Below are 13,487 nucleotides of genomic sequence, written 5' to 3'. Positions count from 1 at the left end.
AAGAATCAAGAGAAGCGCAAAAGGCTGTTACTTTTTTTTCTTGATTCCTGACTCTCATAAATAATAAACGTTATAATAATAGCTAATAACATGATGATCAAATCTGTTAAAAACATATTTTCTTTTAAGGGACTGTTGGCATTGGCCGCAGCCTCTTTTATATCGGTACAAAGCCAGGCGCAACAGGGCTTTTTAAAGGCCGATGGTAAAAAGATAGTAGACGAAAAGGGCAAAAATGTTTTGCTGCGTGGCATGGGCCTTGGCGGTTGGATGCTGCAGGAGGGTTACATGCTGCATGTAACCAAAGATAGCCGCCAGTACCGCATCCGCGAGCGGCTGGAGGAACTGATGGGGGCGGCAGAAACCAAGGAGTTTTACGATGCCTGGCTGGCCAACAATACCCGCAAAATTGATGTGGATTCGATGCGCCGCTGGGGCTTTAACTCGGTTAGGTTGCCCATGCATTATAACCTGTATACCCTGTCCATCGAAAAAGAACCTGTTGCCGGGAAAAATACCTGGATAAACGAGGGATTTAAAATGACCGACGATCTGCTGGCCTGGTGTAAAGCCAACCATATGTACCTTATACTTGATTTGCATGCCGCACCCGGCGGACAGGGTAACGACCTGAATATATCCGACAGAAATACCGATAACCCATCGTTGTGGGATAGCGAAGCTAACAAACAAAAAATGATTGCCCTTTGGCGTAAACTGGCCGACAGGTATAAAAACGAACCCAACATAGCCGGTTACGATATTATTAACGAACCCAACTTTGGTTTTGATGACCCGGCGAATGACAAAAACGGCCTAAAGGAAAAAACCAACGCTCCGCTAAGAAAACTGATGGTTGATATTACCACGGCCATACGCCAGGTTGATAAAAAGCACATTATTATTATTGAAGGCAATGGCTGGGGCAACAACTATAACGGCATCCTGCCGGGCTGGGATAAAAACATGGTATTAAGCTTTCACAAATATTGGAACTACAACGACCAAAAATCGGTAGAGCATGTTGTAAAAACCCGCGACCAGTACAACATGCCCGTATGGCTGGGCGAAACCGGCGAAAACTCCAACGTGTGGCTAACCGAAGCCATTGGGCTGTTAGAGAAAAATAATATTGGCTGGGCACTTTGGCCGTTGAAGAAGATGGGTAACAATAACCCTATCGAAATACCATCTAACCTGAATTATGACGATGTTACGAATTACCTGAATACCGGCCGGAACAAGCCCAAAGAAAGCAATGTATATAGCGGTACTTTAGAAATGGCCACTTACGCCAAACTGGAAAATGCCATTATTCACCATGATGTGTTAGACGCCATTTTCCGGCAGCCCCATACCACAGCAACAAAACCGTTTAAGGCCAATAAGGTTACCAACGGCACCATTATTAACGCCGTAGATTATGACCTGGGCCGCAACGGTTACGCATACTTTGATACCGATACCGCCGACTACCACGTATCAACCGGTAAATACGGCAAAGGCAATAATGGCCACCTGTACCGGAACGACGGGGTAGATATCGCTAAAGATTCTGCCGCGTACAACAGCTATTATGTAACCGATATTGAAAAAGGCGAATGGCTGCAATACACTCTAAAGGTTACTACCCCGAGTATCTACACCGTAAAGCTTAAAGTAGCGGCCGCCGCCGATGATGGTAAAATAACCCTAAATGTTAACGGGGCCACTCAAGCTATCAACGTGCCAGGCACAGGCGGCTTTAAAAAATGGCAGGTTATTGAACTGAAAAATATCCACTTAAAGGCAGGCGCTAATAAGGTTAGGGTTTATGCCGATATGGGCGGGTTTAACCTGCATTGGATGAAGTTTGATAAGCAGAAATAGGTCCCTTGAGAATTAACAACGCGAAGAAATACCCTAAGCCATTGTGGGGATCCGGCCCAAGCTGGCAGGTACTCGCAATCGCACGCAGCAAAACAGGGTAACTATTTATAAAACAGCGCGCTTACCTCACGGCCTCATACAATCCCAAACTCAGCGGCTTCCTGTATACTATTTGCCAGAGGTGATTTTTACGGGCCCTGAAGGATGCCGCGCTCGCGCTCAGGTAAAACTCCCACATGCGGTAAAACGACATGTCATGATCTTTAACAAATTGTTCTTTGGCATTTTCCAGTTTCTTCATCCATTCCATACAAGTGCGGTCGTAGTAAAAGCCGAAGTTGTGCCAGTCTTCCAATATAAACAGCCCCATGGCCGCCGTGGTAATTTGTGCAGCTGATGGCAGCATGCCGTTGGGGAAAATGTATTTATCAATCCATGGGTCGGTAACCTTGGTTGAATAATTGCCGCCGATGGTATGTAGCAGAAAAATGCCTTCGTCGTCAAGGTTACGGGCTACCATTTCCATCAGTGTGCGGTAATTGCGGTATCCAATGTGCTCCATCATGGCTACGCAGGCTATGCGGTCAAACTTGTCATTAAAATCGCGGTAATCCTGTATTTTGATCTCGACCGGCAGGCCTTTGGTTACCTCGCGGGCTATAACGGCCTGCTCTTCAGATATGGTAATACCTACAACCGTCACCCCGTATCTTTCGGCGGCAAATTGCGATAAGCCGCCCCAGCCACAACCCATATCCAGCAGGCGCATGCCCGGCTCCAGTTTCAGTTTACGGCAAATCAAATCCAGCTTATCTTCCTGCGATTCATCTAACGTTTGGGCTGTTTTCCAGTAGCCACAGGAGTAAAGCATCCGCTTGTCTAATATGGTTTGGTAAATATCGTTGCCTATATTGTAGTGCTTACGTACCACCTCTTTTGAACGTGCCTTGGTTTGCATGTTCAGGTACTTGGCTTTAAGAGCGTACTTTATGGTGGTTAAATTACGGGGGATCAGTTTATCTACCCGGTAGTATAACATCCTGAAAAAAAACTCGTCCAATGCTTCAGCATCCCACCAACCGTCCATATAAGCTTCACCAAACCCAATGCTGCCGCCGCCAAGTAAACGATCATACGTACCCTCGTTATGTACCTGAATGTCCCAGGGATTATCACCGTTTATTTTGATCCCGCCCCCGGCAAACATCTTCTCAAAAATTTCTTTAGACGAACCCATTCGGTAGTGTTTTTAAGCTGTTTTGGGGTGAAGATATATTTTTTCTCCCACTAACACAAGGTTGCCCGTATGGTTTCAAAGAAATCGGTTTCACTGCTTTTTAGATAAACAAAGCCGTTACCGTTAAAAAAGGAGAGTTGGCCCGGAAACGTTATTGATGATATGTAATTGTTTAATAATGGGTTTCAATCCCTTGCATCCCGGCGAAGAAAAAAGGAGAACTGTAGGTCCGGCACATATAACGATAAATGGGCCGTTCCTACGGAACTATGAATAGGAAATAGCGCCTTGTCCACGGGTTAAAACCGTGGCTAATAGATGATCCGTCCGCTATGCGGACTCTGCTGCCGGTACAAAACACCTTCGGCCAAATCCATTTCACACTGAAACTTAAGCCTTTCGCTTCAATATTGTCATTATCCCAGCGCCTAACGCTTTTATTTTTTAACACTCACCTCAGTAATGGCCGTTCTGCGGGTAGCGGTATAAACAACGCCGTTTACCATTTCGTACCCGGTAGAAACGCTTTGTGAATAGCGTTTTAAAATAATCCCGGTGAGGTTATCTATCAATATTGATCCGTTAATGCGGCTATTTAAATTGCCGCCTAAAACAGATGTTTTGTAGGTTATGGTTGTAGTGCGGCCGGTTATGGCATAAATAGTATAAGTGGTTTGAGCCGATGAGGTGGCATCTGTCCATGAATAACCTTTTTTTATTGTCGGGTTTACAGGGAAATCAACCATAAAATGCAGCGTACTACCAGGCGATAAGCGCTCCGGTTGAATGCCGGTGAACGACAATAGCGTATCATCTATAGATACCGGGCGTTTTAAACCCAATATTTCGCCTTTATGATTTGTTGAAACTACTGGCCGGGTATTTACCATTTTTTGCAAGCCGGCGTGTATGATGGAATTCGGATCGCCTGGTTTAGCCGAGTTGTATACCAGGTTCTGGTCCATGGCATTTACGGTATCTATCAGCTTATCGGTACTGATGGTGAAAGTTGCGCCCTTTTCAGTTGCATCTGTTACTTTGTAAGTTTTAACAATATTTGAAACTGAGCCAACATGCAGCGTTTGGCCGCCCCGTTGTAAAACACAATTTGATTTGGTGATCACCTGCCTTTGAAATTCATCGCCCGCTTTAAATCTAATCTGCGCACAGGTAACACCGCCAATAAATGTTAGTGTTATAATTAATATATGTTTTAAATATACCATGATTGCTATCTGGCCTGTTGCTAAGCCAGCCTGTTTTATTTTTTAACTGATTTAGATTTAACTTTTTTTGCGCCTTTAACGCTACCTGTCCTGCTTTCTTTTACGGCCGTTGTAATCAGCCTAAAATTGGCATTTTCCGGAATTACCGGGCTGGGCCAGGGTTCCAATCCGCCGCTGTTTGCCGGCAGCTTAGGGGTAACCGGACTAAGTACCTCAGGCATAGCCGGCATTGATAAGTTTGCAGGTGCTGGCGGGCCTGAAGGCACGGGCTCGGCAGGTAAAGCGGGCAATTCGGGCGATGCGGGTATGGGCAGTTCGGGAATGGATGTAACCGGTAAATCACGGGGTGATTGTTTTGGTAATGCCGGGGTTTCGGGTGCGCCAGGCAAAGGAATTTCGGGCAGGTTGGTACCGATACCCAATATCGTTGGCTGATTGGGCGTATTCACCACCGGCGACGTTGTTGAAATAGCGGCCAAAACCGGAATTTGTACAGGAGGCGCGGGCGGCAACGAAACGGGCGGAATATCGCTCAGGCTGAGCGCAACAGGTTTATCCAACGAAGGTTTGCCATTAGTACCTCCTTTTACCTGGGTGCCGGGATGCAGGGGTGGTGGCACAGGTGGCGGCACATTCCAATCGGATTGGTTGTTCCTGTTTTGGGCAATCGCCTGGTTTAAACCGCAGGCGACAGCTATAATAGTAAAAACCAATACCCGCAGTAATTTGCCACGAACTTTGATTTTTTTTGTTTTTTTGACCTGGTATGTTTCCATTAAATGACTATCTTTTTTATAAAAGCTGTTAGCTTGTTATAAAATGATTGATTATGCTTTGCTGAATTATATAATGTTAGTTGTTAGCGTTTTATTGGTTTGCGCCCTGCGGAACAATCCATAATAAAGTTAGCGTTTTTTAATTTATTAGTACTCAAATCAGCATTAACAAATGCTTCCGGTATTGCGCCCGTCAGGCGGCCCTTTCCGCTTTCCTTTTTATTGTACTAATTATTTGTAAATCTACACTTTATCGGCCCCTCAAAAAATACCAATTGCTTTGTATTGTGTGCCTTTTTAATACTCCATAAAATTGTGGTATGCAAAGCTCAATAAATATTGCCAGTGGGTGCAAGCTTTATTGATGCGATGCAATAAACCAATTTGTTTTACCTAAAATTAAAAGACATGACAACCATTTTAGAATATTTAGCTTATTGTACCCCGGTTGTTTTTGTGGTGTTATCGCGCGTTTACAAACTAAAATTCAACAGGTTACAAGGCACCGGTAAAATTCCCGATATCCAGTGCGCTAAGCAAAGGCAAACATTGTTTTCGGTCTTAGCCATACTGTCAGCATTATTAATAATTGTTATACAATCGGAGTTTTTTTTTCAAAGCTGATAAATTGCTATCTTTAACTGGGGCCATACACCCGGGATATGAAATACTTGTTTTTGCTTTTGTTTCTTTCAATTATCCTTCCGTGTTCCGGTCAGAATATTGATAGCTTAAAAAAAATAGTGATTGGTAAATTACCAACCCAAACACGCTTAGCCGCTGCCCAAAAAACCGTGGGCTACCTGACCGAAAAAAACACAGATGAAATGTTGCCTGCTGCCAGGATAGGCCTAAACCTTGCCATTAACCTTCATAATAAAAACGCAACCGGCTTAATGCTGAGAAGCATAGGCGCAATTTATTATTTAAAAGGCAGCTATGATTCCACGGCTCATTATTACGATAAAGCGGCGGAGGTGCTCGGCTCCATAAACCGGCAGGATATTTTGGCCGATGATTATACCCGGCTGGCACAGGTGTATGTCAAACAAAAAAATTATGACAAGGCCATTAACCTTTACAACGTGGCGGCAGATCTGGCACCCAAAACAGGCACACGCCAAACGCTGATGTTTACCCTGAGCCGGCTTGGCCAGCTTTATGAGGCCAGTCAAAATTACCGGGAGGCTCTAAATTATTACAGGCAATCTTTTGACATCGCCGACTCGCTGGATTTCGTAAAAAAAGCAAAAGAAAACACCTCTGAAGCCTATAGTCATAATTTTATGGGGGATGTTATGGGCAGCATGAAACAAAAAAACAGCCAGCCGCAGGATATTTTAAAGGTAATAGAAACTAAAAAAGCATTAAACGATACACTGGCGCTTACTATTAATTATTTTAACCTGGGGCAATTATATAAAAGTAAAAGGATGTATCCGCAGGCATTGGATGCTTTGCAAAATTGTTTGCAATACGCCACGCAGATAAATTATACCGACATGCAAAACAGCGCTGTTAATGAGATAGCCGATTTGTATGGGCAGATGGGCGATTACAAGCAATCGCTTATCTATTTAAAAAAGCATGCCACATTAAGTAGTACCAAAAATTCAAAAACTATTGATGAACTGCAAACCAGGTACGAGATAACGCAACGCGAAGATCAGTTGCTGAAACAGCAGTTTGAAATAACCAAACGCAATTACTGGATGATAGGCATTGTTGTTTTTGTATTGCTGATGCTTTTGATAGTTTTTGTTTTTTATAAGCAGGCGCAGTTAAAGCAACGCAACGCGGCTATGCAGGCTATTATTGAAACCGAAGAAAGTGAGCGCAGGCGAATTGCGCAGGATTTGCACGATAGCGTAAGCCAAACCATGTCGGCGGCAAAAATTAACCTGACGGTTATTGGGGGCGAACTGCCTTTTGTAAACGATGACCAGCGAAAGCGATTTGAAAAAGCTATAAACCTGGTTGATTATGGCTTTAGGGAAGTGCGTACTATATCGCACAACATGATGCCCTGGGCGCTTCATAAAACGGGCCTTGCGCAGGTGATTAAACAGTTTATCGAAAATATTGAAAGCAATACCATCGCCATAAATTTTTACAGCAAAGGCTTTGACGCCCCGTTTGATGATACTATCGAAATTATCTTGTACCGCGTTTTGCAGGAAAGTGTGAACAACGTAATGAAACACGCCAATGCAAGCCGGCTTGATATTTCGTTGATAAGAGACGAGGCAAATATCAGTCTTACTATTGAAGACAACGGCCTGGGCTTTGATGCTGCTAACCCCGAAACCCAGGGTGGGATGGGGCTGAACAACCTGCGGTCGCGGATTAATTTTTTAAAGGGCAAAGTCGAACTGGATTCACAGGCAGGCAGAGGTACGCTGGTATCAGTATATGTACCGGTTACAAGTAAACCATTATAGAATTTGCTCGGACGGTGTTTACGCCGATATATGGTTATCCCTAACCATTTTTTCCAATGCCGAAATCCAGGTTGGCGAATCGTTCAGGCTTTCAACCAGTTGTACGCGTTCGCCGCCAAGGGCTTTAAATTCGTCGCCGTACTCGGTAGTCACTTCATAAACGGTTTCCAGGCAGTCGGCCACAAAAGCAGGGCAAAATACAAGCAGGCTTTTTTTGCCCGCTTTGGCCAAATTAGCCACAATTTCGCTGGTGTATGGCTGTACCCATGGGTCGTTGCCCAGGCGCGATTGAAAGCAGACGGTATATTTTTCTTTGGGGATATTTAATTTTTTGGCAATAAGTTTAGTTGTATTGTACGATTGCGCCGAGTAACAAAATTTATTGGCATCGGTAATTGTTTCGCAGCATTTATCAACCTTTAGGCAGTGCTTGTGGGTATGGTCGGCTTTTATCAACTGCCTTTGCGGCAGGCCATGAAAGCTAAAAAGCACATGATCAAACTTTTCGGGGTCGTATTTAGCGCCATTTTCGGCAAAGGTGGCAATCATCAGCTCGTTATCATGAAACGAGTTCACAAACGATATGGTAGGTTTGGTTGGCCATTGCATCAGCAACTCCATCACCTTATCATAAACAGAGCCGGTACTGGCCGATGCATATTGCGGAAAAAGGGCTATCACCTGTATATCATCAACCAACGCATCCTTCAGCCTGTTCAAAGCCGATTCGATAGTTGGGTTTTGGTAGCGCATAGCCAGCTCGACCACATACTCATCGCCAAGGCGCTGTTTTAAAGCTTCCTGTTGTAAAATACTGTAATGCATCAGCGGCGACCCGGTAGTGTCGCTCCAGATAGCCCGGTATAACTTGGCCGATTTTGGTGCACGGAACGGAACAATTATCCCGCGTACCAGCAGGGTACGCAGCACCGGGTTAATATCAATAACCCGTGGATCCATCAAAAACTCGTTGAGGTAGGTACGCACATCGGCTGTCGACGCGCTGTTTGGTGTACCTAAGTTGACTAATAAAACGCCTTTTTTGCCCATAATTTCAGTTTGCGAAATTAAGAATTTTTGGCCCGGCAATGGAGTATGGAGTGAATAAATTACAAAAGGATTAAGAGTCAAGAATTAAGAATCAAGAGTTAAGACAGCTGCGGTTTGGCGGCGAAGCGAAAAAAGGGATTTAGAGTTAAAAAGCAAGGGTCAAGACACCTGAAGGCTTAACGCAAGGCCGACAGCTATTGCCAACATACAAGTGCAGCTGTCTTAACTCTTGATTCTTGACTCTTGACCCTTCTCCGGGCTTCGCCACATCATCCACCACGGCGTTCCCGGCGAATGGTGGTGCTCATAATGATAGCCAAAAAAGTAGCAGCTAAAAAATGCCAGTACGTGGTTTTTCTTTTGGCTTCGGGCAAAATATATATTATCATGTTCGCCTTTATGGGGCTGGTAAGTGCCAAAGTAGAATAACTGTAAAGTGCTAAGTAACGATGGCGCTACCCAAAACAACAGCAGGTTTTGCTGGGGTATCCAGATTTTTAATACGTTGAACAATATAGCCATTACAACAATTTGCCATATAGAAAGATAGTTGCGGATAAACCTTACATACCAGCTCCAGAAACCGCCGTTGTGGTAATCCGGGTCGTGATCTGTATGAACATGGCTGTGGTGTAAATGGTGTTTAGTGTATAGCTGCGGATACCAGAATGACGCATATAAAAAAGTGCACAGGTAACCAACAAAGTTATTGATACCCCGGTGGGGCGATATGATGCCGTGCATGGCATCATGTGCAGTGATAAACAAACCGGTATATAAATGCATTTGTACCAGAACCAGGAGGTAAACCAGCGGATTGGTAAAACTAAAATGCCATTGCATTAATAAAATAATGGAAATTACCCAGCAACCTATTACCACCAGGGCAACCAGTAAACCGATATTGGAGGGGCTTTTTTGCATGCGGATTATACAACAGCAAAAAGCATGCTGTTAAATACTTTCAATAGCTTCTTTTACTTGCTGCATCAGCCACATTGGGGTTGATGTAGCACCGGCAATGCCCACCGTATCATTTGGCGAAAACATGGATGGATCCAATTCGTCGGTCGACGAAATGAAATAGGTATTGGGGTTATACTTGCGGCAAACCTCAAACAACACCTTCCCGTTTGATGATTTTTTGCCCGATACAAATACAATCTTATCAAAACGGGTAGCAAATTTAGGCAAATCCTTATCCCGGTTTGATACCTGGCGGCAAATGGTATCATTAGCTTTAAGGTTATATCCGCGGGCTATTAACTCATCCTTTACATGGTAAAACTTTTCCATGCTTTTAGTGGTCTGGCTGTACAACGTAATATTTTGCGGCAGCTCCATATGATCCAGCTCGGCAATATCCTGGAAAACCAGGGCTTCATCGTTAGTTTGCCCCTGCAGGCCCACCACCTCGGCATGACCGTGCTTACCGAAGATCAGGATCTTCTCATTCGAATCATATGATGTTTTGATACGGTTTTGTAGCTTTAATACTACCGGGCACGATGCATCTATCAGGGTTATGTTGTTCTCTAAAGCGGTGCGGTAAGTATCCGGGGCTTCACCGTGGGCGCGGATAAGTACTTTCTCGTTACGAAGGTTTTTCAGTTCGGCGTGCTCAATAATGCGCAGGCCCTGGGCTTTCAGGCGTTCAACTTCCTCGTCGTTATGCACAATGTCGCCCAGGCAGTACAGGTAGCCATCTTCGGCCAGTATCTCTTCGGCCATATCAATGGCATAAACCACCCCAAAGCAAAAGCCCGAATCCTGATCAATAGTAACCTTTAAGTTATATGCTCCCATGGTGTTGCAAATATACCATTGATTTTGTTGATTATTTAACCGGAATTTAAAGATTAGGTTTGATTGACAGGATTATATTTTTGACGATGAGCAGAATCAGGTCAATGCCCATGGCCTTGGCTATGTATGGTTTCGGGTTTTTGAGCTATCAGGTTATAATTGCATTTGGTTACGGTGCCTCAAACAAATGTTGGTAGCCAGGCGGTTGCCCGGTGGTCAAATGGTGTACAATTAAATTGTTCATGCGTTGTAATTGCTATATTTAGCTTTTTATCGTACTATGCTATTTGAATTTACAGAAGAGCAACTGATGATTAAGCAGGCTGCCCGTGATTTTGCCCAAACCGAATTAAAACCCGGCGTTATTGAGCGCGATGAACATCAGCAATTCCCGGCTGAGCAAATTAAAAAGCTGGGCGAGCTTGGTTTTCTAGGAATGATGGTTGCCCCGCAATATGGCGGGGGCGGTATGGATGCTGTATCATACGTACTGGCGATGGAAGAGATCTCGAAAATTGACGCTTCTACAGCAGTAATCCTTTCGGTAAACAACTCGTTGGTTTGCAACGGGCTCGAAAAATTTGGCAACGAATTTCAGAAAGAAAAATATTTGGTCCCTTTGGCCAAAGGCGAAAAGATAGGCGCGTTTTGCTTATCGGAGCCTGAGGCTGGCTCCGATGCAACATCGCAGCAAACCACCGCCATTGATATGGGCGACCACTATCTGCTTAATGGCACCAAAAACTGGATAACTAACGGCAGTACTGCCTCAACGTACCTGGTAATGGCACAAACTAATGTAGCCGAACGCCATAACGGTATTAACGCCCTTATTGTTGAAAAAGGCATGGAGGGCTTTACTATTGGCCCCAAAGAAAATAAAATGGGCGTGCGCGGTTCAGATACCCATTCTATTATGTTCGATGATGTTAAAGTACCTAAGGAAAATCGCATTGGCGACGAGGGTTTCGGGTTTAAATTTGCCATGAAATTATTGGAGGGAGGGCGTATAGGGATAGCCGCGCAGGCACTGGGAATAGCCTCTGGTGCTTATGAACTTGCTTTACAATATTCAAAACAGCGCAAGGCCTTTGGTAAACCGCTTGCCGATTTACAGGATATTCAATTTAAACTTGCCGATATGGCTACCGAAATTGAAGCGGCCCGCCTGCTTTGCCTGAGGGCCGCGTGGTTAAAAGACCATAACCACCCGTACGCGCAGGCCAGTTCAATGGCTAAACTTTTTGCATCGGATGTGGCCATGCGTACCACCGTTGAGGCTGTCCAAATTCATGGCGGTTATGGCTTTGTAAAAGAGTACCATGTGGAGCGCATGATGCGCGATGCCAAGATAACCCAGATTTACGAAGGCACATCAGAAATTCAGCGGATTGTCATTTCGCGCGAGATATTGAAATAATTGCCTAAATTTTATACTTTTGATAGTCTATTAATTTAGTAGACATTTTTATTGCGATATGAAATTAAAAACCATCATAGCAACTTTATCATTCGCCTTGCTTATACAGGCAGCACAGGCACAAACCAAACTTAAAACGGGTATATGGCGCGGAGCGCTAATAACCAAGTCTGGAAACGAAATTCCGTTCAATTTTGATGTTAAGGATACGGCCGGTAAACAACAATTGGCTATTATTAACGGCGCCGAAAGATTTAAGGTTACCGATGTTGCTACAGTGGGCGATTCTGTTTTTATACACATGCCGCTCTTTAATTCGGAATTTAAACTAAAGCTGGATGGCGATAAGTTAACCGGCAACTGGATAAAGCACCTGGCGAACCAGGATGTGTTAACGCCGTTTGCCGCAACGGCAAATACTACCTGGCGTTTTTTGAAAACACCCGATAAACCGGCTTATAATATAGGCGGCCGCTGGTCGGCTATTATTGGCGAGGGTGAAGGGGCCGATACTACCGTAGGTGAATTTAAACAGGTTGGCGCCAAACTAACCGGCACGTTTTTAACCACCACCGGCGATTACCGCTACCTGGAAGGTATTGTGGCCGGTGATAAACTATTCCTGTCCTGCTTTGATGGTGGCCATGCCTATACATTTACGGCTACCATTAAGGATGATAAAACCCTTACAGGGGGCAAGTTTTACGCAGGCTACTCGGGTATGCAAACCTGGGCCGCTGTAAAGGATGCTAATGTAAAACTGCCCGATGCCTACTCGTTAACCGCCCTGAAGCCAGGCTTTAAAAAAATAGATTTCGCTTTTAAGAACCTGGAAGGCAAAACAGTTTCCCTACGGGACAACCGGTATAAAAACAAGGTGGTTATTGTACAGATATTAGGCTCATGGTGCCCCAACTGTATGGATGAGACCGCTTACATGGTTAACTACTACAAAAAATACCAGCCTAAAGGCGTAGAGGTTGTAGGTTTGGCCTATGAGCGCAGCAACGATTTTGCCAAGTCGCAAAAAGCATTGTTACAGGTAAAAAACCGGTTTAATGTTCCTTACGAGCTATTGATAACCGGCTATACCAGTGATAAAGTCGAAACAACCAAAAGCCTCCCCATGTTATCAAAAGTAGTGGGTTTCCCTACAACCATTATCATTGATAAAGCCGGCGATGTGCGTAAAATCCATACCGGTTTCAGCGGCCCTGGCACAGGAGAGTATTATAAAGAGTTTATCAGCGAATTTGAGAAGTTGACTGACGATTTGCTGGCGGAGGCCCCGGAACTTGTAAAGGGTAAGTAGCTGCAAAATAGGGCAAAAAAACTGTCATGCTGAGTTGTAAAATTTCGGGAAATTCTGAAGGGGAAATGACATGTTAAAATATAAGACTGTCATCCTGAGTTACGAAGGATCTCCTATGATGAAATTTGTCAGCAAGTAAGGCAATTACTCTTGAAAAGCGATAATAGATTACATAAAGTTATATTTTTCTAATAAAAAAACCAAAGCATGGCCAAGTTTTTTTATTTTCATATGCAGATCAAAAGAGGAAACAGGCGCTGCTGAGGAGCAACCTGCCAGCAATATGATCTGCTGAACCAAGGATAAAGGGTCTCTCACAAGGAGGCCTTTTTATTTATCCTGGTCATGAA

Annotated in this window: 11 protein-coding genes; 5 read left to right on the top strand and 6 right to left on the bottom strand. The window is 44.2% G+C overall.

Annotation, left to right across the window (positions count from 1 at the left end; genetic code table 11):
• Positions 1–90: 90 nt before the first annotated feature.
• Entirely contained in the window at positions 91–1,869 is a 1,779-nt protein-coding gene (locus AC1DXF_RS16005) for a cellulase family glycosylhydrolase (protein WP_477449728.1), read from the top strand.
• A 121-nt stretch (positions 1,870–1,990) separates the two neighbouring features.
• Here AC1DXF_RS16005 and cfa read toward each other — a convergent pair whose 3' ends face one another.
• The 3 genes from cfa to AC1DXF_RS15990 form a co-directional block, all read right to left on the bottom strand.
• Positions 1,991–3,106 (bottom strand): cyclopropane fatty acyl phospholipid synthase, encoded by a 1,116-nt coding sequence (gene cfa, locus AC1DXF_RS16000; RefSeq protein ID WP_477449727.1) that lies wholly within the window; start codon positions 3,104–3,106, stop codon positions 1,991–1,993.
• Between the two features lie 437 nt (positions 3,107–3,543).
• Complete coding sequence (locus AC1DXF_RS15995) at positions 3,544–4,332, bottom strand: hypothetical protein (protein WP_477449726.1); 789 nt, start codon at positions 4,330–4,332, stop codon at positions 3,544–3,546.
• A 35-nt stretch (positions 4,333–4,367) separates the two neighbouring features.
• Positions 4,368–5,108, bottom strand: coding sequence for a hypothetical protein (locus AC1DXF_RS15990; protein ID WP_477449725.1), 741 nt, complete (start codon positions 5,106–5,108; stop codon positions 4,368–4,370).
• Positions 5,109–5,516: 408 nt separating this feature from the next.
• Between AC1DXF_RS15990 and AC1DXF_RS15985 the strand changes: the two genes are divergently transcribed.
• Complete coding sequence (locus AC1DXF_RS15985; RefSeq protein ID WP_477449724.1) at positions 5,517–5,732, top strand: hypothetical protein; 216 nt, start codon at positions 5,517–5,519, stop codon at positions 5,730–5,732.
• 119 nt (positions 5,733–5,851) lie between these two features.
• Positions 5,852–7,549 carry a tetratricopeptide repeat-containing sensor histidine kinase gene (locus AC1DXF_RS15980; RefSeq protein WP_477449723.1) on the top strand — a complete coding sequence of 566 codons (1,698 nt, stop codon included), beginning with the start codon at positions 5,852–5,854 and terminating at the stop codon, positions 7,547–7,549.
• 18 nt (positions 7,550–7,567) lie between these two features.
• Here the strand turns inward: AC1DXF_RS15980 and hemH are convergent, their stop codons facing one another.
• From hemH to AC1DXF_RS15965, 3 genes are all read right to left on the bottom strand, one after another.
• Positions 7,568–8,599: a ferrochelatase gene (gene hemH / locus AC1DXF_RS15975; RefSeq protein ID WP_477449722.1), complete on the bottom strand. Its 1,032-nt coding sequence runs from the start codon at positions 8,597–8,599 to the stop codon at positions 7,568–7,570.
• 222 nt (positions 8,600–8,821) lie between these two features.
• Positions 8,822–9,523: a fatty acid desaturase gene (locus AC1DXF_RS15970; RefSeq protein ID WP_477449721.1), complete on the bottom strand. Its 702-nt coding sequence runs from the start codon at positions 9,521–9,523 to the stop codon at positions 8,822–8,824.
• Positions 9,524–9,553: 30 nt separating this feature from the next.
• Positions 9,554–10,405: a 4-hydroxy-3-methylbut-2-enyl diphosphate reductase gene (locus tag AC1DXF_RS15965; RefSeq protein ID WP_477449720.1), complete on the bottom strand. Its 852-nt coding sequence runs from the start codon at positions 10,403–10,405 to the stop codon at positions 9,554–9,556.
• A gap of 280 nt (positions 10,406–10,685) precedes the next feature.
• On the opposite strand from AC1DXF_RS15965, the gene AC1DXF_RS15960 reads away from it, so the two are divergent.
• Both AC1DXF_RS15960 and AC1DXF_RS15955 read left to right on the top strand, forming a co-directional pair.
• A complete protein-coding gene (locus tag AC1DXF_RS15960; RefSeq protein ID WP_477449719.1) occupies positions 10,686–11,825 on the top strand; it encodes an acyl-CoA dehydrogenase in 1,140 nt (379 codons plus the stop codon).
• A gap of 58 nt (positions 11,826–11,883) precedes the next feature.
• Complete coding sequence (locus AC1DXF_RS15955) at positions 11,884–13,137, top strand: peroxiredoxin family protein (RefSeq protein ID WP_477449718.1); 1,254 nt, start codon at positions 11,884–11,886, stop codon at positions 13,135–13,137.
• The last annotated feature ends 350 nt before the right edge of the window (positions 13,138–13,487 follow it).

The sequence above is a fragment of the Mucilaginibacter sp. P2_A5 genome, assembly GCF_056404995.1.
The sequence above is the reverse complement of the archived record's forward strand: the minus strand, read 5'-3'. Positions and strand labels throughout refer to the sequence as shown.

Bases quoted from the DNA above. Each gene is read 5' to 3' on its own strand.
- AC1DXF_RS16005 (WP_477449728.1), top strand. From the start codon at position 91: ATGATGATCAAATCTGTTAAAAACATATTTTCTTTTAAGGGACTGTTG.
- cfa (WP_477449727.1), bottom strand. From the start codon at position 3,106: ATGGGTTCGTCTAAAGAAATTTTTGAGAAGATGTTTGCCGGGGGCGGG.
- AC1DXF_RS15995 (WP_477449726.1), bottom strand. From the start codon at position 4,332: ATGGTATATTTAAAACATATATTAATTATAACACTAACATTTATTGGC.
- AC1DXF_RS15990 (WP_477449725.1), bottom strand. From the start codon at position 5,108: ATGGAAACATACCAGGTCAAAAAAACAAAAAAAATCAAAGTTCGTGGC.
- AC1DXF_RS15985 (WP_477449724.1), top strand. From the start codon at position 5,517: ATGACAACCATTTTAGAATATTTAGCTTATTGTACCCCGGTTGTTTTT.
- hemH (WP_477449722.1), bottom strand. From the start codon at position 8,599: ATGGGCAAAAAAGGCGTTTTATTAGTCAACTTAGGTACACCAAACAGC.
- AC1DXF_RS15970 (WP_477449721.1), bottom strand. From the start codon at position 9,523: ATGCAAAAAAGCCCCTCCAATATCGGTTTACTGGTTGCCCTGGTGGTA.
- AC1DXF_RS15965 (WP_477449720.1), bottom strand. From the start codon at position 10,405: ATGGGAGCATATAACTTAAAGGTTACTATTGATCAGGATTCGGGCTTT.
- AC1DXF_RS15960 (WP_477449719.1), top strand. From the start codon at position 10,686: ATGCTATTTGAATTTACAGAAGAGCAACTGATGATTAAGCAGGCTGCC.
- AC1DXF_RS15955 (WP_477449718.1), top strand. From the start codon at position 11,884: ATGAAATTAAAAACCATCATAGCAACTTTATCATTCGCCTTGCTTATA.